Below are 22,651 nucleotides of genomic sequence, written 5' to 3' on the forward strand. Positions count from 1 at the left end.
GCATATCAACGCCCTTGCTGCAACTTCAAGAGCGCATCCATGGCGCGGCCGGCTGCTTCGACCGGCACGAAGATGTGATCGTGATAGGCCGCTGCCATCACATTGCAGCTGATGCCCGCGTCGCCGAGCGCGCGAGCGAACGCGGCGGTCAGCCCGACCGCGTTCAGATCCGAGTGCACCGTCAGCGTGATCCACGCCGCGCGAAAGAGCGGCGTGACGCCAGCGGCAAGGGCCGCGCCTTCTTCCATGACGACAGTCAACCCATCGCGCTCGCGAAACGTCGCGACGATGCCCGCGCCGCCCGGCGCGGCGTCGTGCGGCAGCGACGCGAACACATAGACGCCGGGCTGAAGCTCCGGCTGCATGGACGCCAGCAGCGTCCGCAGGTCGGAAACCGGCGGCGGCGTCATCAGGCGGCATCCTCGGCAGGCCGCGTTCTGCCGAGCACCGGCCGCAGCGCCGTTCCCGTATGGCTGCGCGGATGACTCGCGAGCGTGTCCGGGTCCGCCGCCGCGACGATGGTCCCGCCGTTCACGCCGCCTTCCGGCCCGAGATCCAGCACCCAGTCGGCTTCCGCGATCACGTCGAGATCGTGCTCGATCACGATCACGCTATGGCCGCCGTCCACCAGCCGGTGCAGCACGCGAATCAGCTTCGCCACGTCCGCCATGTGCAAGCCGACGGTCGGTTCGTCCAGCACATAGAGCGTATGCGGCGGCTTTTGGCCGCGCCGCGTGATGTCGTCGCGCACCTTCGACAACTCGGTGACGAGCTTGATGCGCTGCGCCTCGCCGCCCGAGAGCGTCGGCGACGGCTGGCCGAGCGTCAGATAACCGAGGCCCACGTCTTTCATCAATTGCAGCGGATGCGCGATGCTTGGCATCGACGCGAAAAACTCGACGGCCTCGTCGATTTCCATGGTCAGCACTTCGCCGATGTTCTTGCCGCGCCACGGCACCGCGAGCGTCTCGGGATTGAAGCGCTGGCCGTGACACACGTCGCACGGAACCTTGACGTCCGGCAGGAAGTTCATCGCGATGGTGCGCACGCCTTGCCCTTCGCACGCGGGGCAGCGCCCGTTGCCCGTATTGAACGAGAAGCGCGACGGCGTATAGCCGCGCGCCCGCGCTTCGAGCGTGTCCGCGAAGAGCTTGCGGATGGTGTCCCACATGCCGATGTAGGTCGCCGGGCACGAACGCGGCGTCTTGCCGATCGGCGTCTGATCGACTTCCAGCACGCGGTCGATGGACTCGAAACCGGTGACGCCCGAGCAGCCCTGCCATGCGTGGACCACGTCGAACTTCGGGCGCGGCGTTTCGCGGGCGAGCACGCTGGCGCGCGATTTCGCGGCCGGGGCGTCGGCCTGCGCCGCCTTGCGCGCGCGCCGCACCGCCGGCGACGACAGCACCGAGCGGCCGACGGCATCGAGCAGGTTCGTCATGAGCACGTCGCGGGCGAGCGTCGATTTGCCCGAGCCGGATACGCCCGTGATCGCAACGAGCCGGTTCAGCGGCACGCTCGCGGTCACGTTGCGCAGGTTGTGCAGCGTCGCGTTCTCGACCGTGAGCCATTGCTCCGGCACGGCCGGACGCTTGCCGACGGCCGCGCGCACTTCGCGGCGCGGCTGCAACGGATGAACGATCGGGTTCGCGAGCATCTGCCCGGTCAGCGACGCCTTGTGCGCCGCGAGATCCGTCACGCTGCCCTGCGCGACAACCGTGCCGCCGCGCTTGCCCGCGCCCGGCCCGATATCGATGATGTGATCCGCGCGCCGGATCGTGTCCTCGTCGTGCTCCACGACGACGAGCGTGTTGCCCTTGTCGTTCAGCTTCTTGAGCGCGCTCAAGAGGATCAGGTTGTCGCGCGGATGCAGGCCAATGGTCGGTTCATCCAGCACATAGCAGACGCCTTGCAGGTTGCTGCCGAGTTGCGCGGCGAGACGAATGCGCTGCGCTTCGCCGCCCGAAAGCGTCGGCGCGGCGCGGTCGAGGCTGAGATAACCGAGCCCGACTTCCTCCAGAAACTGAAGGCGCCCCTCGATTTCGCTGACCACGTCGCGCGCGATGTCCGCGTCGCGGCCCGTGAGCTTCAGCGTCGAGACCCACTCACGCGTGTCCGTCACGGTCCAGCGGCCCACTTCCGTGATCGGGTAATTGCCGAACGTCACCGCGCGCGCGACGTCGTTGAGGCGCGTGCCTTCGCAGTCCGCGCACGGCTGATCGACGATATCGTCCGGTTCCTGATCCACCGAGCCGATGCTCTGCTCGCGGCCGCGATCATCCTGCGCGAACACCGTATCGTCGAACGCGGCGCGCTGCTCGCGCGTCAGCTTGACGCCCGTGCCGACGCACGTATTGCACCAGCCATGCTTGCTGTTGTACGAGAACATGCGCGGGTCGAGTTCCGGATAGCTCGTGCCGCAGACCGGACACGCGCGCTTGGTCGAAAACACGATGCTCTCTTCCTTGCCGCGCCGCTTGCCGCTGGAGAGCGCGCCGTGCAGTTCGTCGAGCGGCGCGCACAGATGCATGACGCCCTTGCCGATTTCGAGCGTCTCGTCGAGCAGACGCCGCAGGTCCGCTTCGTTCTCCGCCGACACGACGAGATCCGCGACCGGCAGTTCGATGGTGTGTTCGCGGAAGCGGTCGAGCTTCGGCCACGGATCGACCGGCAAAAAGTCGCCGTCCACGCGCAGATGCGTGTTGCCGCGCGCTTTCGCCCACTTCGCGAGATCGGTATAGACGCCCTTGCGGTTCACCACGAGCGGCGCGAGCAAGCCCACATGCTGCCCCTTGAAGTCGCGCAGAATCTGCGCGGCGATCTGCTCGGAGCTTTGCGCCTGAACCGGCGTGCCGTCGTGAATGCAATGCTGGATGCCGAGCTTCACGTACAGGAGGCGCAGGAAGTGCCAGACTTCCGAAGTCGTCGCGACCGTGCTCTTGCGCCCGCCGCGCGACAGCCGCTGCTCGATGGCAACCGTCGGCGGAATGCCGTAGACCGCATCGACCTCGGGACGGCCCGCCGGCTGCACGATGGAGCGCGCATACGCGTTCAGCGACTCCAGATAACGCCGCTGTCCTTCGTGGAACAAAATATCGAACGCGAGCGTGGACTTGCCCGAGCCGGATACGCCCGTCACGACGTTGAACTTGTTGTGCGGGATGTCGACATCGAGCGACTTCAGATTGTGCTCGCGCGCATTGACGATGCGCACCACATCCTCGCCCTGCAATGCGCGCCGCGCGCTCGCCACTTCCGCCGCGAGTTGCAGCGGCACGCCCGCGCGCTTTTCCGCCGCGCCGGGCGTCATGGCTTCTTCGTAGTCGAGGAGCGCGCGGCCCGTGTGCGACTGCTCGCAAGCCGCGACGTCATCCGGCGTGCCGACGCACACCACTTGACCGCCGCCGTCGCCGCCCTCGGGACCGAGGTCGATGATCCAGTCCGCCGCGCGAATCACGTCCAGATTGTGCTCGATGACGATCAGCGAATGGCCGCGCTCGAGCAGCCTGCGCAACGCCTGCATCAGCTTGGCGATGTCGTCGAAATGCAGGCCCGTGGTCGGCTCGTCGAACATGAAAAGCCGCGCTTTCTGGTTCGGCGACGCCGTTTCCGCGAGAAAGCCGGCGAGCTTCAGGCGCTGGGCTTCGCCGCCCGAGAGCGTCGGCACCGGCTGGCCGAGCTTCACGTATTCGAGACCGACATCGACGATAGGCTGTAGCACGCGCAGCACGTCCGCGTCCCCGGCGAAGCACTCGACGGCTTCGCTCACGGTCAGTTCCAGCACGTCCGCGACGCTCAGTTCGCGCCCGCCACGCTCGATCTTCACATCGAGAATCTCCGCGCGATAACGCCGGCCGTCGCAATCGGGACAGCGCAGGTAGACATCGGAGAGAAACTGCATCTCGACATGCTCGAAGCCCGAGCCGCCGCACGTCGGGCAGCGGCCGTCGCCCGAGTTGAAGCTGAACATGCTCGCGCCGTAGCCGCGCTGCGCCGCGAGCGGCGCTTTCGCGAACAGCTTGCGGATTTCGTCGAACGCGCCGACGTAGCTCGCTGGATTTGAGCGCGCCGTGCGGCCGATCGGCGATTGATCGACGAACACGACGTCGCTCAGTTGATCCGCGCCCCTCAGCGCGCGAAACGCGCCGGGCGCTTCGGTGGCCTTGCCGAAGTGGCGCATGAGCGCGGGCGCGAGCACGTCCTGGATCAGCGTCGATTTGCCCGAGCCCGAAACGCCCGTCACGCAGACGAGGCGTTCCAGCGGAATCTCGACGGTCACGTCCTGCAAGTTGTGATCGCTCGCGCCTTCGAGGACCAGACGCGGCGAGTTCGCATCGACCGCGCGGCGCGTCCAGTTCGACGCATGCGCGACGTGCTTGCGGCCGCCGAGATACGCGCCGGTCAACGTATCGCTTGATTGGATATCGTCGGGCGTGCCGTCGTAGACGATCTGCCCGCCGCGCTCGCCCGGCCCCGGTCCCATGTCGATCAGGCGATCCGCCGCGAGCATCACCGAAGGGTCATGCTCCACGACGACGAGCGTATTGCCCGCATCGCGCAGACGGTGCATGGCTTCCACGATGCGGTTCAGATCGCGCGGATGCAGCCCGATGCTCGGCTCGTCCAGCACGAACAGCGTGTTGACGAGCGACGTGCCGAGCGCGGTCGTCAGGTTGATGCGCTGCACTTCACCGCCCGACAGCGTGCGGCTTTGCCGGTCCAGCGTCAGATAGCCGAGGCCGACGTCGCACAGATATTTGAGGCGCGTGCGCACTTCGGCATGCAGCAGCTTGAGCGCCTCGTCCAGCAGCGTGGACGGCAGCGTGAGCGAATCGAAGAAGCGGCGGATGCGCTCGATCGGCATCAGCATCAGGTCGTGCACGGTCAGGCCCGGCAACGCTTCGAGCTGATCGCGCGTCCAGTCGACGCCGTTCGGCAAGAAGCGGTCCGCGGGCGCGAGCACCGCGTCGGCTTGCTCGTTGGTGCCGAGGCGCCACAAGAGCGATTCCGTCTTGAGCCGCGCGCCCGCGCAGGCGGGACACGTCGTATAGCTGCGGTACTTGGAAAGCAGCACGCGGATGTGCATCTTGTACGCCTTCGACTCCAGATAGTCGAAGAAACGCTGCACGCCGTACCACTGGCTGCCCCACTTGCCGGTCCAGTCCGGCGATCCGTGGATGACCCAGTCGCGCTCCTTCTGCGTCAGTTCGCTCCAGGGCACGCCGAGCCGGATGCCCGCCTTCGCGCCGTAGCGCACGAGATCATCCTGATTCTCTTTCCACGCGGGCGTTTGCAGCGTCTTGATCGCGCCTTCGCGCAGCGTCTTCTTCTCGTCCGGGATGACGAGGCCGTAGTCCACGCCGATCACGCGGCCGAAACCGCGACACGTCTCGCACGCGCCGTAAGCCGAGTTGAACGAGAACAGCGCCGGCTGCGGATCGGCATAACGCAAGTCGCTTTCCGGGCTATGCAAGCCGGTCGAAAAGCGCCAGATATCGGGTTCGGTTTCGTCTTTCAGCACATAGACGTTCACGCGCCCGCTGCCGCGCAGCAGCGCGCCTTCGATGGCTTCGAGCGCGCGCGAGCGCTCCGTGCCTTGCAGGCGAAACCGGTCCGCGACGACATCGAGCACTTGCCGCGCGCCCGCTTCCGTCTGTACATGGCGCTTGGCCTGCACGCGGGTGTAGCCGCTCGCGGAAAGCCACTGCGCGACTTCGTCGTCGCTCGTCGTGTCGGGCAGTTCGACCGGAAACGTCACCGCGAGCCGCGGATCGGCATCGCGCGTGCGCTCCAGCAGTTCCGCGTAGATGGTCTCGGGCGTGTCGTGCCGCACGCGATGGGCGGTCTTCCTGTCGAAGAGTTCGGCGGCGCGCGCGTAGAAGAGCTTCAGGTGATCGTTGAGCTCGGTCATCGTGCCGACCGTCGAGCGCGAACTGCGCACCGGGTTCGTCTGGTCGATGGCGATGGCGGGCGGCACGCCGTCCACGCGATCGACCTGCGGCCGGTCCATGCGGTCGAGGAACTGGCGTGCGTACGCGCTGAACGTCTCGACGTAGCGGCGCTGGCCTTCGGCGTACAGCGTGTCGAAGACGAGGCTCGACTTGCCCGAACCGGACGGGCCGGTCACCACCGTCATCTGGCCGGTGTGCAAGTCGATATCGAGATTCTTGAGGTTATGTTGACGGGCGCCGCGAATGCGGATTGCGTTGTTCGATGCCAATTTTTCAACCGGTTCAATGTGATGGACGGCCTGTCAGGCCGTGGGCGGCGCCGCGCGGTGGTCCGGCGGCAGGCGCCTGCCGCAGCGACCGGTACTGTACACCCATACAGTACCGGTCGCAAAAAGCGGGCGAAGCGTTCGCCCGGCACTTGCAAGTAGCTCGCCCGCTCGCCGTCAGCGCAAGTGAGCGATGAGCGCGTCCGCGACGGCATCGGGCGCTTCGCGTGGCGGAAAGTGCCCCGCGCCGTCGATCACGACGCGCCGATAGCCCGCCGTGAAGCAGCCTTCCTGCCCTTCGGACATCGAGACGTCGTCGCAGAAATCCGAGCCGCCCTGAATCATCAGCGCCGGCACGCCGATGCGCTCGATCGTCGCAAGCCGCTCGTACAACGGTTCGAGCGCCGGGTCCGACGGTTGATCGCTGCGCCAGCGGCGGCGATACGCGTTCAGCGTGATCGACACCCAGTCCGGATTCTCGAAGGCGCGCGCCGTGGCGGCGAACTCGGCTTCGTCGAACCAGCCGGGCGGCGACCATGTGTTCCACTGGATGCGCGCGAAGCCTTTCGGATCGGCGGCGATCACGTCCGGCGCGTCGTCGAGCGACATGAACCACTGGTACCAGAAGCGCCGCGCCTGCGCGAAATCCCGCGGCAACGTGAACTTGCCGCGCGGCTGAAACGCCAGCGCGATGGCCGCCAAGCGCCGCACGCGCTCGGGGAACAGCGCGGCGAGCGTGTAGGCGGCGCGCGCGCCCCAGTCGTGACCGACCACATCGAAACGAGCGATGCCGAGCGCATCCGCCAGATCGATTGCGTCTTGCGCCAGCGCGACGCCCGAGCCATCGCGGATGGTGCCCGCGCGCAGGAAGCGCGTGCCGCCCGCGCCGCGCAGTTCCGGAACGATGGTGCGGTAGCCCGCCGCATTGAGCCGCGCCGCGACGTTCGACCAGGCGCGCGCGGCGTCTGGCCAGCCGTGCAGCAGGATCACGGGCGGTCCGTCGGCGGGGCCGGCGTCGGCGTAGGCGATGTCGAGCGTCGGCGTCTCTGCGTGCAGTTCGAAGGTCAGCATGGCTCCTCCATTCGGGAAGCGAAGCGTCAATTCTAGAACCGCGCGCGATTCCCCGCCGGACGGCTGCGGCAATAGTGACACATGATGTCGTATGAGATACGCCGCATGGGTAATCGCTTCCTTACGGGAAAGTCCCGAGCCTATCGCTCATGTGCATGCCTTGACGCACGGCGCGCGACGTCGCTATTGTCACGACAGGAAAACGGTTTCTTACATGGGCGCTTACGCTTGCGGCTGTCATACGACGTCGTTTGAAGCGCCACATCAAAACCGGTCGATACCGGAATGGAGACAAGCATGAAACAGCGCCCCACCGCCCCCGCTTCTGCCCGCCGTCGCTCGCTGCTGAAATTCGCCGGCGCGTCGGCGAGCGCGCCGCTCATCGGCGGACTCGGCAGTCTGAGCGTGCTCGCCGGCTGCGGAGGCGGCCATCACGAGTCGGGCGCCCCGGCCACGCCCGAGGACCCGATCTGGGGTCCGTCCGGTGCCGCGACGCAGATCATCAACGCGCTCAAGAACGTGTCGACGTCGATGGTGCCGAGCCGCCAGTTCCTCGTCACCGACTACGGCGCGAAGCCGTGCACCGTGATTGCCGCGACGAGCCCGTACACCGATCCGTCGAAGTCGCCGCTCAGCACCGGCGCGGACCAGACGCAGGCGCCCGGCTCCTTCGACTCGCGCCCCGCGTTCCTCGCGGCCATCGCGGCGTGCAGCGCGGCGGGCGGCGGACGCGTGGTCGTGCCGGCCGGCAACTGGTATTGCGCGGGGCCGATCATCCTGCAATCCAACGTCGACTTTCACTTGAGCGCGAATTGCGAGATCTTCTTTAGCCCGAATCCGGCGGACTACGCGAAGGACGGCCCGATCGACTGCGGCGCGAACGGCAAGCTCTACTACAGCCGGTGGCAGGCCAACGACTGCCTGAACTACGGCCCGCCCGTCTACGCGCGTAACCAGACGAACATCGCGATCACCGGCGAAGGCGATACATCGGTGCTCAACGGTCAAGCCATGACGCCGTTCGCCGGCAGCGGCAATACGTCGACGTGCTGGTGGACGTGGAAAGGCAATAGCGGCGCCTACGGCTACGCGGGCTCGTCGACGCCCTCGCAGGCCTTCGCCAATCCGAACAACGTCGATCTGAAGACCGCCGTGCCCGGCATTTCGGATGCGCTCTACGCGAAGCTCACCGACCCCGCAACGCCGTGGCAACAGGACCAGAACTATCTGCCCGCGCTGTCGGAAGCGGGCGTGGCGATCGAGAAGCGCATCTTCGGCATCGGACATTATCTGCGGCCGAGCATGGTGGAATTCATCGGGTGTACTAATGTTCTGATGCAGGGCTACCGCACCATCAATACGCCGTTCTGGCAGCATCATCCGACCGATTGCAAGAATGTGGTCATCACCGGCGTGACGGTGGACAGCATCGGCCCGAACAACGACGGCTTCGATCCCGACGCCTGTGACATGGTGCTGTGCGACAGCGTCACGTTCAACACCGGCGACGACTGCATCGCGATCAAGTCGGGCAAGGACCTCGATACGCAATACGGGCCCGCGCAGAACCACGTCATCCAGAACTGCACGATGAACAGCGGCCACGGCGGCATCACGCTCGGCAGCGAAATGGGCGGCGGCGTGCAGAACATCTATGCGCGCAACCTTCAGATGCTGAACAAGTTCTGGGCGACGAACTCGCTCAACATCGCGATTCGTGTGAAGACCAACATGAATCGCGGCGGCTTCGTGAAGAACTTCTACGTCGATAACGTGACGCTGCCCAATGGGGTGAGTCTGACGCCGTCGGGCTACGGCAGCAGCCTGCTCGCGGGCAGCCCGATCAACGCGACGGTGCCGCTCGGCGTGGTCACGGCGAGCGCGGCGAATCCGTCGGCGGCGCAAGGCGGCATCATCACGTTCGATTGCGACTATCAGCCGTCGAAGGACGCCATCCGCACGCGCCCGGCGCTGGTGCAGAACGTCAACATCTCCAACGTCAAGGCCAGCAACGTCACGCTGAACGGCGTCACCGGCTCATGCTTTCAGGCGATCGTCGCGCAAGGCCCCGTTGCGTTCGACTACAACGGACCCGCGCCGACGCCCGCGATTCCCGCCATTGCCGGCGTCACGATCACCAATTGCGATTTCGGTACGCCTGTCGCAGCGGGACCGGCCACGGCGACCACGCCCGGACCGATCTACGCGTACAACGTGCATGACATCGTGCTCAACAATACGGTGATCGCAGGGAAGACGTTGAATCAGACCATCACTGACGCGCGGTAACGCTGAGGCGCGTGCCCGCGGCATTCGCGCCGCGTCACGCGCCGATCAACACGCCGGTTCGGAACGCCGTTGCACCGGTGATTCGCCCGATCGGCGCGCCTGCGTAGACGAAGCGAATGGCGCGTCGCATGTAGAAGACGCCATCGTTCTTCGTGGTGACGGTGGTCACGGCATCCGTCAGCGGATCGATGATGTCGACGACCGCATCGCCCGCCTTCAGCATCGCGCCGATTGCCGCGCGATACACGATGATGCCGCTTACCGGCGCCGTCAGTTGCTCGCTGCCCGCGAGCGGCGTCGCGGCTTGCGCGAGCGGCGGAAGTTCGCGCGCTTTTCCTTCGATCACGCCGCGCGCGATCAGGAAGTCGACGATGGCTTCTGCATCGCGCTCTGCGTGTTCATAGTCCACGTCCCGCTGGCCGCGATGCTCCACCGTCGCCGCGACGTTCGGCGCACCGAGCGGCGTGCTTTCGCCCAGCAACGCACGCACCTCGTTCCACAGCAACGCGTGAATCTCGTCGAACGACTGGCCGCCGGAATCGGTCGCGAGCAGCACGCCGTTCGCGCCGAGATAGCGGGCAAGCGGCTCGATGGCGGGCCAGCTTGCGGGACTGGTGTAGAGATGCAGCGTCGCTTCCCGCGAGCAATGCAGATCGAGCACGATGTCCGCGTCCGATGCGTGCCTGAGCAGCGCGAGCCGCAACGATTCGAACTCGTTGGCGGCGCTCATTTCGCCGAGCATCTCGCGCACCGCCGCGCGCAGAAGCCGCGTGTTCTGCGTGGCATCCGTGGCCGACAAGCGTGGGCGAATGCGTTCGACTAACGCGCTTGCAGGCGGCATGGGGAAATTGCGGTTGAAGTTGTGCCCGCTGTTGCTCTCGAAGCGCCCGAGGAACTGACCGAATACATGCTGCGATAAGCCGATGGGATTAGCCACCGGCACGAGCACGACTTCGCCGCGCACGCGCCCGCTCGCTTCGAGTTCCTTGAGCCGCTGCTTCAGCCGCCACGCCGCGAGCATGGCGGGCGTCTCGTCTGCGTGAAGCGATGCTTGCACGTAGACCTTTTCGTGGGCACCCGGTACGCCGAAGTGAAAGCTGACCAGTTCGCGCGTGGTGCCGAGCGTCGTCGTGACGAGCGGCGTGCGTTCAATGCGCATAGTGAGTGGTTCGTATCGATTGCATTCGCTCGCAGTCGGCGTTGGATCACCGCGACGACCGAGGCCGTGTTCGGCGCGATGCACTGCATCGCGCGCACGGATTATCTCGCGCTCGAACCACTGAGGCTAGCGCTGCATGCCTGATTCCGCAGGCACGCTGGCACCGGCGCAAACGCCGCTTCAACGCGATGCGTGACGCGAAGCCGAATGCGACTTCTTGCCTGCCGCGTTCGCGCGTCGCGTGGCCCAGCCCTTCTTGGCGGCGGCGGAACGGTCGGCGGCCGAGCGGCGGCTTGCACTCGCGTGCGCCTGCTTCGACAGCGACTTGTGCGACGCGGCCTTCGAGCTTTCGCGCTTGAGCACGCGCGTGGACGTGGCGGATCGCTTCGCCTTCGACTCGGTGCTCGGGCTCTTCGTCTTGCGATGCGCGGCCTTGGTATCCTGCGCCGCTTTTTTGCGCGTGCCTTCGGAGGCTTCGCCCTTCTTGGGCGTCTTGAGCTTGACGCCCGCGCGCCGCGCCTCGGACAAGCCGATCGCGATGGCCTGCTTCGCCGACTTCGCGCCGTGCTTGCCTTCGCGTACGTGGTCGATCTGCTCCTTCACGAACGCGCCCGCCTGCGTGCTCGGCGACTTCCCTGCGCGCTTGGCTTTCTCGGCGCGTTCGAGGGTTTTCTTCTCGGGCATGTCGGTGCTCCTTGGGATGTGGAGATGCCGATGCAGCGAGCAACACGCGTGCCCGGCGCCGGCTAGAAGATGCCTGCAATCAAGCGATAGCGCACGCGTTTCGCATACTCGCGATAGGTGTCGTCTTCGGACAAGAGCCGCTCCTCGCGAACGATGCGCGTCACCTGCAACGTCCAGTGCACGGCGAGCACGATCACGTTCTGCAACCCGAAATTGGGCAGCAGGAAGCCGATGTCCTTGATGAGATAGCCGAAGTACATCGGATGGCGAATGAGCTTGTACGGCCCGTGCACGACCACGCCGCGGTTCGCCGGCAAGATGCCGAACGAGCGGCGCAGCGAGAGCTTCGCGCTGATCTGCACCGACATGCCGATCACCTGAAGGCAAACTGCCACCCACTCGGGAATCAGATGGATACCGGGCTTGATATCGAAGGCCAGGAAGTAGAACGTCGCGACGCTCGAGACCATCACGGACAGCACGTTCCAGTCTCGCTTGCCCGGCACGCGCGAGAGCAAGGAAAAGACGATGGTCACCACTTCGGAAAGCACCATCAGCAACACCGTGACGCGCGACGGATCGCGCCAGAACTGCACAAGGGAGCCGTAAAGAAAGAGGCCGAGCGTCGCGACGGTGACGATGCGAATGGCCGCTTCCACCAGAACATCGGCATGCGCCTGAAGCCAGGCTGCCACCGGATTCGCGCGGAGTGCTGCATCTATGTTCATCACGTCACCTGCTGCATGAAGTCCAGGAAAAAGTCACGCCCTTCCTTGTTAACGTCACTGAGTCAGTCGGAGCACACCCAGGTTTCCAGCAATCTGCTGAAAAATCTGGTTGAGCGTCGCGTTGTCCGGCGCGTGGTAATAGTTGCCCGGCGTGGCGCACGACTGCATGGTCTGCTGCGCCTTCACGCTGGTGCTGTCGGTGCCGTACTTGCCGAACGTGATCGCATAGATCGTGATGCCGCTGTTCTTCATCGCCGAGCAGACGCCGAGTTGGAAGGTATTGAGATTGTCGGCACTAGAAGTCACTCCGTTAAGTCCGAGCTGCACCGACTTCAAATTTCGGTCGCCTTGCGAGAGCTGGTTGAAGTACGGCATCGGGAACGTGCCGGAGGTCGTGCCGGGATCGTTGACCCCGTCGGTCAGCACGATCGCCACGCGTTGCAGCCCCTGCGTCGTTTCCGGGCGCGGCAGCGTCGTGTCGCTCGACGAAGTCCAGCCGTTGTTGCTTCCCGCCACCGCAGGCGACCAGTCCGACGACAACATGCGCCAGCCCCACAACAGCCCGGTCGGAATCATCGTCGAGCCGTAGGCCTTCATCGAGTTGATGGCGGAGGTAAGCGTGTTCTGGTTCTTCGTGAGAAACACGACCGGCTGAATCGAGCACGGCAGGAAGTCGCTGGAACTGCCGTTCTGGTCGTACGTGATGTTGGTGCTCGTCGTCGTCTGCGACCAGCTGCTGGTCGGCGAAGTCGCGGTGCCGCCGCTACACAGCGTCGCGGAGCCGTAACTGCCGCGGTAGTACGAAAGCGGCACGCCTTTGATGACCGCAGGATTCGGATTCACGCTGGTCGACGCGTTGCAACTGCTCGTGTAGTACCTGATCGAGAAACCGGAAGGGGGCACGTTGAAGTACCACGGCGTGAAGCCCGGCGAACTTTTCGGCGCATAGGCCTGCGGCTCGATATGGCCACTCGAATCGTGCGGCTCGACCACGCAGCCGCTCCAATTGGAGATGGTCACGCCGGTGGAGTTGTAGAGCCACTTGCTGGAATCCTGCTGCATCCACGAACCGTTGGTGCTCAGCGAACCCTTGACGTTGACCATCGTCGTGAAAGGCACGAGCCCGATATACGAGTCGTTGCCCGAGACGCCGAGAATCTGGCCGATGAGCGTGTTCGCGGCGCTTTGAAGGCCCTGGAGCTTGGTCGACGCGCCTGACGAAGTGGAGGAGCCGTCCGCGGTGTCGGCCATGGAGCCGGTGTTGTCGAGGATCAGCGCGAGTTCCAGCGTGCTCTTCGGCAGACGCAGCGCCGAGTTGCTTGCGCTGATGGTCTGCGTCGTCGGCTGGGTCGTGCCGGAACCGCCGCTGCCGCCGCTCCCCGTCCCGCCGCTGGAACTGCTCGTCGTGCCGAAAATGTACGGCGCGTAGAGCGGCACCGACCCGGAAGCCGAAAGCTGGATAGTCTGCCCCGTCGCTGGCGAGCCGGTCACGGTCGCCGTGAAGTTCGAGTTCGGCATGGTGAGGCCGAGGTAGCCGGTCGGCATGTTGGCGTCGTAATAGGCGCGCGCGTCGGCCTGCCATTGCGCCAGATTCGCGCCGGTCGTCGAACTGAAATGCGCGAGGTCGGCACCCGCCGACAGCGTGGCGACGTCGAGCGCCATCTGCATGCGCGACGAAGAGTTCGCCACGTCGATGGTATCGAGCGCGGTGGCGAGCGTGCCGATCATCACGCTCGCGGTGAGCGCGAACATCACAGTGAGCGCGCCCTCTTCGCCCATGACGAGATTCGCCACCGAGCGCGGCATGCGCGGGCCGCCGAAGTTGGCGAAGAAGGCGGGCTTCGCGTGAGCGCGCGCGCCGGTGCAAGACACGGGCCTGTTTTTCACGATGACGTATTCAGACTAAGCGGCAAACCGTTGCGCGTGCGCACGTAGATGCGTTGATAGATGGTCCGCATGCCGGGCGCGCTGCTCCAGAAGGCGCGCGTCGCGGCCCATGGGTCGTAGTTGTAGAGAATCTCGACGATCACGGCCGAATCGCCCGGACGAAACGGCCAGGTCGTCGGCAGCATGTTGGTCGTGCCGATCTGCGAGACGAGCCCCGAGGCGTTCCAGGGCGCGCCGCGCTGCCAGCTTCTGTATTGCGTGCCCGTCTTCGTGAGATCGGTCTGGTCCGTCGAGCTGACGTCGGACGTTCCCGGCATCTTGCAACCGCTCGTGCCCTTCAGGTCGCACACGGCGGAGATGAACACCGCGCCGTTCGTCTGAAGGTCGGTCGGCGCGGCGAGCAATGCGGCCGCTGCCCACAGCGCGCCGAGATTGTTGGCGTTCGTCGTCGCGTTGCTGTCGAGCACCTGCGTGAACTGGCCGATCGAATCCGCGAGCGTGAAGGCCGTGTGCTCGAGCGTGCTCGCCGCGCGCATGTACAGATATATCTCGGCGAAGCCCGATAGCACGAGACACATGAGCGGCGTGATGATGACGAATTCCACCGTCACGCTTCCGACATTGGAGCGCCACAGGCGGACGGAGAAGCGCGCGAGAAGGCGCAGCAGAGGGCGTGCGAAGCTCATTTCTCGTTCTGCACGATGTAGTTGCGCTGGAACACCAGCTGGTTGATGCCGACGAGCTTGGGAATGCCGGTGAAGGGCGGCATCGTCAGCGTGATGTTGTACGACACGACATCGCCGAAACCGCCGAGGCTGCCGTCCGTCGAATTGCTGGTGCCGATGGCCCCGTACGCGCCGTAGCTCACCGTGTCGATGACGATGGTCGCGCCGATGTTCGTCCAGCCGCCGAGAATGGTGTTGATGATCTTCTTGGCCTGATCCGAGCGCGTGCCGCTCGCCGGGTCGACGGTGGTCAACCCCGTGCGCGAGGCCTGCTGCGCCGCGATCTGCACTGTCGCATCGACGCACATGTCGAGCGCGAGCTCCATCGTCATGAGAACGAGGATGAACGACAGCGGCCCGACGATCGCAAATTCGATGGTCGAAATCCCGCGGTCGTCGCGCAGGCAACGGCGCCAGAACGGACGGCGTGCGGCGCTCATCTCGCGCTCACCGACGTGACGGACGCGTCGCTCATGCCCATGCGCTGACGCTGGATTTCATAGAAGCGCAGGTTGTCCTGCACGGTCGACTTCGGCAGATCGCGGCCGAGAATCTCGGCGGCTGCGTCGTCGTTGCCGAGCAGGCCGTACGCGAGCGCCAGATCCTGACGCGCCTGCGGCGGCGCGGCCGGGAAACGCGTCACATCAAGCAACACGTTTGCGCCGTCGCGCGGCTTGCCCGACATCACGAGCGAAAGGCCGAGGTTGATGGACAGCGACGTGTCACCCGGATTGCGCTTCAACGCTTCGTGCAGCACCGTTTGCGCCTCGTCGTGCTTGCCCTGCAAGTCGAGCGCGGCGCCGAGGCCCGCTGCGGCGAGCGGATCGTCGGGGCTTTCCGCGAGCACGCGCTGGTACGTGGCGATTGCATCGTCGAAGCGGCGCTGGCGGATCGCGACGCGCGCCGCGCCGATCAGCGGCGCCGGCGCGGACTTATCGATCGCGCTCGCCTTGTTGTAATAGACGCCGGCGCGCGTGAAGTCGCCCACTGTGTAGAGCGCATTGCCGAGCCCGGTCAGCGCCTCGACCGAGTTCGGATTGTTTTGCAGGATCTTTTCGTAGAGCGTCGTCGCCATGTCCATGTTGCCCGATTCGAGCGCGGACTGCGCAATGCGCAATTCGCTCATCGCGCTGGGCGAGCCGTTCTTGCTGACCGGCCGCAGGTCGGTGGACGCGTGCGTGGTGGTCGTAGTCGTGCAGCCGCCGGCGATCAAAACAAGCGCGGCGCAACCGGCCAGCAGCGAAACGCGTCGGGCGAAGGATCGGGGAGTCTTCATTTGGTCTTGTCGATGAAAGCGAGCAGCTGAATAACGGACGGTCCGGCGGCGATCGCGATAATGGCGGGCAGAATGAAAAGCATCATCGGCACGACCATCTTCGGCGCGAGTTGCGCGGCCTTTTCTTCAAGCGAGGCGATGTGCTGCACGCGCTCCGTGCGCGACAGCGTGCGAAGCGCCTGCGTGATGGGCGTGCCGTAACGCATGGACTGCGTGAGCGTAGAAATCAGCGCGCGGATGGACGGCAAGTCGATGCGCTCCGCGAGCCCGTTGAGTGCGCGCGTGCTGTCGCCGGAAAGCTTCAACTCGTCGGCGGTGAAGGCAAATTCATCCGACAGCGGCGGGCAGATCGTCTTCAGTTCGTCCGCGACCCGGCGAATGGAAACGCCGAGACTATTGCCCGCGTTCGTGCAGATCACGAGCAGATCGAGCGCATCCGGCAAACAGCTCGCCATCGCGGCGCGGCGGCGGCTCGCCATGAAGCTGACGAGATACTCGGGCACGATCATGCCGACGATGAACGCGAACAGCATCGCCACGCCGCGCACGGCGGGAAAGTGGCCGAGCACCGGAATGCGCGAGCCGAGCATCACGGTGAGCGTCGCGCCGACCAGTCCCACGCAGAACTTCGAAGCGAGCAGCACCGACACCGAGAGGTTGCTGCGGTAGCCGCTTTTGATGAGTTCCTGCTGGAGCTTGAGCCGATACTTCGCGTCGAAGAGCGGCAGCTTGTCGCCGATGCGCGCGAGACGCCGCATCAGGCGCTTGCGAAAGCCGGCATCCTCCTGCTCGTCGGCGTGGCCCGCGCCCGTGCGCAGGCTCGCGCCCGCAAGCCGCGTACGCTCGGCGATGCGGCCGCGCTGGCCGCCGTGGCGCGTCATCCACCAGATAGCAAGGCCCGCGAAGAGCGCGAGCAGCATCAGCAGATTGATGAGTGTCTCGACCTGATTCGGCTTCATCGCGACGTATCCAACTTGGAGATCTTGCTGATGACCATGAGGCCGACCACGATCGAAATCGCACCGAAGGTCATCAGCTTCTTGCCCGCTTCGGTATAGAACAGCACCATCGCGTAATCGCGATTCAAGAAGAACATGCTGGCGATGATGCACACCGGCACCGCCGCAAGAATCTTCGTTGTGATCCGCGCCTCGCCCGTAAGCGCCTTGGCCTTCGTGCGAATTTCGCGGCGCGTTCGCACGATGCCCGCCAGGTTTTCGAGCGTCTCGCCAAGCTGCCCGCCGGTTTCGCGCTGAAGCAGCAGGCACACGCAGAAGAACGAAAAGTCCGCGATCTCGATGCGTTCCATCGCCACGGCGAGCACTTCTTCGAGGTCGAGACCGACTTGCAGCGAATCGCTCATCAGCTTGAATTCGCTCTTGAGCGGCTCGGGGCACTCGTCGGCGGCCGTGCTGATGACATGCGTCACCGGCACGCCCGCACGCACGGCGCGCACGATCAGGTCGATGACATCGGGAAAGCCGTCGAGGAAGCGGCGGCGAAAGCGCGCGACGAGGAACGCGTAGCTCTTCATCGTCGCGAACACCGGCAGGCCGAGCACGAGGACCGGCTTCACCGCACTGGGCAGCGGCAGCAACTGGGACATGACGAGCGCGATGACGAGCCCGAGAACGCCGGCGGCCATCACGATGCGCATGCCGTTCGCGCCCGCCACGGCCTTGAGACGCGAGACCTTCGGTCCGAAGAAGCGTGTGAACGCGTTATCGCGCTTGTTGACCTTGAAGAGCTCCGTGTCGAACTGCCCGGCTCTGCGGTCGCGCGAGCCGATCACCGCGTGATTGACGAACGACGCCTGCATGCGCGCTTGTATGCGTGCGTGCGGCTGACTTTTGCGCATGTCCTGCATGATGATGAACATGACGCCCGCCAGAATCGCGATCACGAACGTGCAGAGGGTGAGCAGGTTGATGTTCATGCCGGCTTCATCGCCTCGAGCAGCGCCTCTTCCAGGCCGTAGTACTGCGCGCGTTGCGAGAACGCCGGCCGCACGGCGGCGGATTCGTACACGCCCTTCACTTCCTCGCTATAGGCGCTCGCGTCATAGCGAAAGGTGAACAGGTCCTGCGTGATGATGACGTCGCCTTCCATGCCCACGAGTTCCGTGATGCGCGTGACGCGCCGCATGCCGTCGCGCATGCGCTCGATCTGCACGATGAGGTGCACCGCGCTCGCAATCTGGCGGCGAATGGACAAGAGCGGCAGGTTGCCGTTGGCCATCATCACCATCGATTCAAGACGCGTGATGCCGTCGCGCGGCGTGTTCGCGTGGATGGTGGTCATGGAGCCGTCGTGGCCCGTGTTCATCGCCTGGAGCACGTCGAAGGCTTCGGGGCCACGCGTTTCGCCAAGAATGATGCGGTCCGGGCGCATCCGCAGCGCGTTGCGCACGAGATCGCGCTGGGTCACCGCGCCGAGCCCTTCGGCGTTCTCCGGGCGCGTTTCAAGACTGACGACGTGCGGCTGCACGAGCTGCAATTCCGCCGCGTCTTCGATCGTCACCGTGCGCTCGCCGTGTCCGATGAAGTGCGACAGCGCATTGAGCAGCGTCGTCTTGCCGGAACCCGTGCCGCCCGAAACGATGACGTTGAGACGGCAAGTGCTCGCCAGTTTCAGCACGGTCGCCATCGCGGGCGACATGTTGCCCTGCTGCGCCATGCGATGCAGCGTGATATTGCGCTTCGAGAACTTACGAATGGAGATCGACGCGCCGTGAATGGCGAGCGGCGGCAACACGACGTTGACCCGGCTGCCGTCCGCAAGACGCGCATCGACCATCGGCGAGCTTTCATCGACACGCCGCCCCACGCCTGCCGCGATGCGCTGCGCCACGTTGATGACGTGCGCGTTGTCGCGGAATTTGCAGTTGGTCAACTCGAGCCGGCCGTGGCGTTCCACGTAGACCTGATCTGGTCCGTTCACCAACACGTCGGTGATGGTCTCATCGGCCAGCAGCGGCTCGATCGGGCCGAGACCGTACATGTCGTTCAGCAGTTCGCCGACAATCTGCACCTGCTCGGAGATCGTGATGTTCAGCCCTTCGCGCTCGGCGACTTCCATCACGAGCGCCTCGATGCCGGGCTTCATCTGCTCGCGCGACTTGCCGACGACCGCCGAAGCGTTCATCGAAGAGAACACGCCGTTGCGGATCGCCCTGAACAGATCGGAACGCACGAGGGTGTCGTTGGCATCGGGTGCGGGCGTCGGCGCCGGCACGGGTGCAGGAGACGGCGCTGCCGCCGGCACCGCCGCCACCGGCAGCGGATGCACGTTCTCGGGTTGCGTCTCGACCGTTTGCGACGGCGTGCGGACGGCCTGCTTCTGGCCAAACATTTCAGCTTCTCCTCAGTCTGAACTTTTGCAGCAGCGAGCGTTCGACCGTCGTCTGCTGCCCGGTGAGGTCGCTGGCAATGCGCACGATGGCCTGATTGAAGCCGTTCGCGGCCTTCTCCTTGGGCGCTTCGCCCAGGTTCTCGGCAGTCGCGAGCGCCTTGTTTTCGAACTGGATCTCGTGCAGCACCGTGCGGCCGACTGCCTGCATGAAATCGGTCACCTGCACCTTGCCCGCGGTCGCCGCATTCGGGTTGTTGAGGAGAAGGGAAGTCGGCGGATTGTTGTCGCGGTCTTCGATGAAACGCAGCAGGCGAATCGTCTCGCGCGTCGCGTGCACGGAACGATCCGTGACGAGATAGACGCGCGACGCCTGATCGAACGCATCCTGGGCGAGCGAATCGCCCGGATTGCCGACATCGATGATCACGTAGTGGAAGCTGTCGCACAGCAGTTCGATGACGCGCTTGAGCGCGCCCGGCGGATGCGCGCGCTGCGTGCCGTATTCGAGATCGGCGGTCAGCAGGAACAGGCGGCCGCCGTTCGCGACGAGCGTGCGTTCCACGTATTGCGGATCGAGCCGGTGCGCGTTCTGCAGGACGTCCACGAGGCCGCCGTTGGTCTGCGCGCCGAGCATGCTGTTGGCCGCGCCGCCCGTCAGGTTCAGATCGACGAACGCCACGCGGCGATGCGTGTCTTCGGCCAGATAACGCGCGAGATTGAGCGCGACCGTCGTCACGCCCACGCCGCCGCGCGTGCCCGCGAACGCGATGGTCTTGCCGGCGCGCGCCAGCGACACCGGGCTCACCTTGCCCTCGGCCACGTTGATGGTGCGCTTGAGCAGTTCCACCGTCAGCGGCTTCACGAGATAGTCGCGCACGCCGATCTTAAGCAGACTGCGGAACAGGCCTACGTCGTTGCGCTCGCCGATGGTGATGACCTGCACCGACGGCTCGCACACTTCGGCGAGGCGGTTGAGGTCGGACAGCGGCATCACGGAGCCTTGCAGGTCCACCAGCAGAAATTGCGGCGAACGCTCGAGACGGCTGACGTACGAAATCGCGTCCTCCAGATTGCCGAGCGCGACATGCGCGTGCGGCATCGCCTGTTCGAGCACGAAGCTCTTCAGGACCTGCTCGGTCTGACGGTCGGAGACGAAGGCAATGAAATCGGCGGCGCGGACCGAACCCTTGCCCTTGATCAGCGTGAATTCTGTTGTGCTCATGGCGTTCGGAGTCGCTCGTTGGTCACTGGTTGACGGTGCGGTTCGCTTACTTGCTGCTGCGGGACGTGGCCGTGTCGAGCGGAATCACGCGGCCGTTCTCGTAGCGGTTGACTGCGCTTGCCGCGACGGCGGCATCGGCCGGGCCGAGCGTCTGCGGATGCACGGCGTCTTCCGGCCGCGCGAGTTGCGCCGCGAGATTCGTGTAGGTGGCGCAGCCCCACTGCATCGCCGGGCGGCGCACGCCAGCATCGGTCAGTAGCGAGGCGCGCTGAAGCTGCTCGCAGTCGGGCGGCACGGCGTTGTGGCCGTCGTAGCCGATCACGCGCGCGTCGGGCATGCCGGCGGGCGGCTTGATGCAGCCCGCGAGCGGCATGGCGAACGCGCAAGCGGCGAGAAGCGAAATGAGACGAAGGTGGTTCATGGCGCGAATCTCAATAGACATAGCCGGCGGCGCCGACCAGACGAGGCTGTCCCGGCCCGGCGCGCGATCCCTCGGCGGCGCCGAATCCGCGGCCGAGCGCGTACTCCACATCGCTTGCGGGTGACACGAGCGATTCGATCGGCGAGCGTAGCTTGGCCGGATCCGTCGGCTCGACGATGTACGGCGTCACCATGATCACGAGCTCGGTTTTGTTGTTCTGGTAGTTCGTCGACGAAAACAGCTTGCCGAGAATCGGCAACGAGCCGATGCCGGGCACCTGCGAAACGACATCACTGGTATTGCTTTGCAGCAGCCCGCCGATCGCGAAGCTCTGACCGCTCGCCAGTTCCACGGTCGTGTCGGCGCGGCGCACGGACAGACCCGGCACGGTCACGCCGCCAGTCGTGACGCTGGCCGTCGTGTCGATCTGGCTCACTTCCGGGCGCACCTTCAGGCTGATGCGGCGGTCGTTCAGCACAGTCGGCGTGAAGTCGAGCTTGACGCCGAACTGCTTGAATTCGACGGAGATCGCGCCGTTCGTCTGCGAGACCGGAATGGGGAACTCGCCGCCCGCGAGAAAGCTCGCCGTCTGTCCGGAGAGCGCGACGAGGTTCGGCTCCGCCAGCACGGTCAGAAGACCTTCCTGATTGAGCGCGTCGATCAGCGCGCGGATATCCGTGTTGTTGGTCCGAAAGCCGGTCAGCAGCGAGAACGCGTTGTTACTCGGGAGGTTTACCGGGTAAGTCACCGAGCCGTTCGAGCCGGTAATGGGGTTGTTATAGTTGTAGATCTGGCGGCCGCTGAAGATACCGCTGTACCAGTTACCCGCGGCATTGCCCATTGCCTGCCAGTTGATACCCCATTGCTGCGTGACGTTGCGATCCACTTCCGTGATACGCACGCGCAGTTGCACCTGGACGGGGCGGGCCACCGTCATGCGGTTGACGAGCACTTCCTTGTCCGCAAGCTGCGAGGACACGGCCTGCATGATCGCGTCGGCATCCATGGAGTTCTGCACTTGACCGGTCAACACGAGCGAGCCTTGCGCTCCGCTCACGTCCACGTCGATAGTCGGAAAGCGCGCCTTCAACATCGCACGGAGCGAAAGCATGTCGCGATTGACGACGACGGTACGCTGGAAGATCGGGCGGTTATTCGCGCCAAGTGCGTACACCGTGGTGGAGCCGGCTTTCTTGCCGAGCACGAACAACGCGCGCGGCGACGGCGCCTGCACGTCGGCGATGGCCGGATCGGCGACGAACACTGACACGGCATCCTCGGGCAAATGCAGCATCGAGCCCTTGCCGGCATCGAGGGCGAGCACGCCCTGAGAACCGTCGGTCGTGACGACGCCGCGCTGCGCGTTGGCGGCACTGCCTGCGCGCGTGGCGACGCGCACCATGCGCGGCGCGGGCCGCGATTGCGACTCCGATGACGGCATCGGCATCGATTGCGGCTCGACGGTCTGGGCGGCCGCTGCGCCGCAAAGCGCCGCGCACGCCAGCGCGCCGAATGCGCCCAATGCACCCGATACGCCCAATGCGCCGCGAGCGACCGGCAGCGCCGGCTTGGCTTTCGCGTTGAACTGCTTCTTCATGACATTCGTTTCCTTGGTCGCCGG

At 65.3% G+C, this 22,651-nt stretch carries 17 protein-coding genes; 1 reads left to right on the forward strand and 16 read right to left on the reverse strand.

Annotation, left to right across the window (positions count from 1 at the left end; all coding sequences use genetic code 11):
• Positions 1-5: 5 nt before the first annotated feature.
• The 3 genes from HWX53_RS14745 to HWX53_RS14755 form a co-directional block, all read right to left on the reverse strand.
• A complete protein-coding gene (locus HWX53_RS14745; RefSeq protein ID WP_175942005.1) occupies positions 6-410 on the reverse strand; it encodes an ACT domain-containing protein in 405 nt (134 codons plus the stop codon).
• Positions 410-6,220 (reverse strand): excinuclease ABC subunit UvrA, encoded by a 5,811-nt coding sequence (uvrA, locus tag HWX53_RS14750; protein ID WP_175942007.1) that lies wholly within the window; start codon positions 6,218-6,220, stop codon positions 410-412. The genes HWX53_RS14745 and uvrA overlap by 1 nt, the downstream gene beginning before the upstream one ends.
• 174 nt (positions 6,221-6,394) lie before the next feature.
• The gene (locus tag HWX53_RS14755) at positions 6,395-7,288 is read right to left on the reverse strand and encodes an alpha/beta hydrolase (RefSeq protein WP_175942009.1); all 894 of its coding nucleotides are present in this window, start codon (positions 7,286-7,288) and stop codon (positions 6,395-6,397) included.
• Between the two features lie 297 nt (positions 7,289-7,585).
• On the opposite strand from HWX53_RS14755, the gene HWX53_RS14760 reads away from it, so the two are divergent.
• Positions 7,586-9,577, forward strand: coding sequence for a glycoside hydrolase family 28 protein (locus HWX53_RS14760; protein WP_175942011.1), 1,992 nt, complete (start codon positions 7,586-7,588; stop codon positions 9,575-9,577).
• Between the two features lie 34 nt (positions 9,578-9,611).
• Here HWX53_RS14760 and HWX53_RS14765 read toward each other — a convergent pair whose 3' ends face one another.
• From HWX53_RS14765 to HWX53_RS14825, 13 genes are all read right to left on the reverse strand, one after another.
• A complete protein-coding gene (locus HWX53_RS14765) occupies positions 9,612-10,736 on the reverse strand; it encodes a succinylglutamate desuccinylase/aspartoacylase family protein (protein WP_175942013.1) in 1,125 nt (374 codons plus the stop codon).
• A gap of 180 nt (positions 10,737-10,916) precedes the next feature.
• A complete protein-coding gene (locus HWX53_RS14770) occupies positions 10,917-11,420 on the reverse strand; it encodes a DUF6496 domain-containing protein (RefSeq protein WP_175942015.1) in 504 nt (167 codons plus the stop codon).
• A gap of 62 nt (positions 11,421-11,482) precedes the next feature.
• Positions 11,483-12,148: an isoprenylcysteine carboxylmethyltransferase family protein gene (locus tag HWX53_RS14775; RefSeq protein ID WP_175942017.1), complete on the reverse strand. Its 666-nt coding sequence runs from the start codon at positions 12,146-12,148 to the stop codon at positions 11,483-11,485.
• Positions 12,149-12,202: 54 nt separating this feature from the next.
• The gene (locus tag HWX53_RS14780) at positions 12,203-14,035 is read right to left on the reverse strand and encodes a VWA domain-containing protein (RefSeq protein ID WP_244140119.1); all 1,833 of its coding nucleotides are present in this window, start codon (positions 14,033-14,035) and stop codon (positions 12,203-12,205) included.
• The gene (locus HWX53_RS14785) at positions 14,032-14,721 is read right to left on the reverse strand and encodes a TadE/TadG family type IV pilus assembly protein (RefSeq protein WP_175942019.1); all 690 of its coding nucleotides are present in this window, start codon (positions 14,719-14,721) and stop codon (positions 14,032-14,034) included. The genes HWX53_RS14780 and HWX53_RS14785 overlap by 4 nt, the downstream gene beginning before the upstream one ends.
• Positions 14,718-15,200 carry a TadE/TadG family type IV pilus assembly protein gene (locus tag HWX53_RS14790; protein ID WP_175942021.1) on the reverse strand — a complete coding sequence of 161 codons (483 nt, stop codon included), beginning with the start codon at positions 15,198-15,200 and terminating at the stop codon, positions 14,718-14,720. The genes HWX53_RS14785 and HWX53_RS14790 overlap by 4 nt, the downstream gene beginning before the upstream one ends.
• A complete protein-coding gene (locus tag HWX53_RS14795) occupies positions 15,197-16,036 on the reverse strand; it encodes a tetratricopeptide repeat protein (RefSeq protein WP_175942023.1) in 840 nt (279 codons plus the stop codon). Before HWX53_RS14795 ends, HWX53_RS14790 begins: the two co-directional genes overlap by 4 nt.
• Entirely contained in the window at positions 16,033-16,995 is a 963-nt protein-coding gene (locus HWX53_RS14800) for a type II secretion system F family protein (protein ID WP_175942024.1), read from the reverse strand. The genes HWX53_RS14795 and HWX53_RS14800 overlap by 4 nt, the downstream gene beginning before the upstream one ends.
• On the reverse strand, positions 16,992-17,972 hold the full coding sequence (locus HWX53_RS14805) for a type II secretion system F family protein (protein ID WP_175942027.1): 981 nt from the start codon (positions 17,970-17,972) through the stop codon (positions 16,992-16,994). Before HWX53_RS14805 ends, HWX53_RS14800 begins: the two co-directional genes overlap by 4 nt.
• Positions 17,969-19,387, reverse strand: a complete 1,419-nt coding sequence (locus tag HWX53_RS14810) for a CpaF family protein (protein WP_175942029.1) — start codon at positions 19,385-19,387, stop codon at positions 17,969-17,971. Before HWX53_RS14810 ends, HWX53_RS14805 begins: the two co-directional genes overlap by 4 nt.
• Position 19,388: 1 nt before the next feature.
• Complete coding sequence (locus HWX53_RS14815) at positions 19,389-20,609, reverse strand: AAA family ATPase (protein WP_175942030.1); 1,221 nt, start codon at positions 20,607-20,609, stop codon at positions 19,389-19,391.
• Between the two features lie 46 nt (positions 20,610-20,655).
• Positions 20,656-21,030: a CpaD family pilus assembly lipoprotein gene (locus HWX53_RS14820; protein ID WP_175942031.1), complete on the reverse strand. Its 375-nt coding sequence runs from the start codon at positions 21,028-21,030 to the stop codon at positions 20,656-20,658.
• A 10-nt stretch (positions 21,031-21,040) separates the two neighbouring features.
• Positions 21,041-22,627 (reverse strand): type II and III secretion system protein family protein, encoded by a 1,587-nt coding sequence (locus HWX53_RS14825; protein ID WP_244140120.1) that lies wholly within the window; start codon positions 22,625-22,627, stop codon positions 21,041-21,043.
• Positions 22,628-22,651 lie beyond the last annotated feature (24 nt).

The sequence above is a fragment of the Caballeronia sp. BCC1704 genome, assembly GCF_902833455.1.
In the GTDB taxonomy this organism is placed as follows: Bacteria; Pseudomonadota; Gammaproteobacteria; order Burkholderiales; family Burkholderiaceae; genus Caballeronia.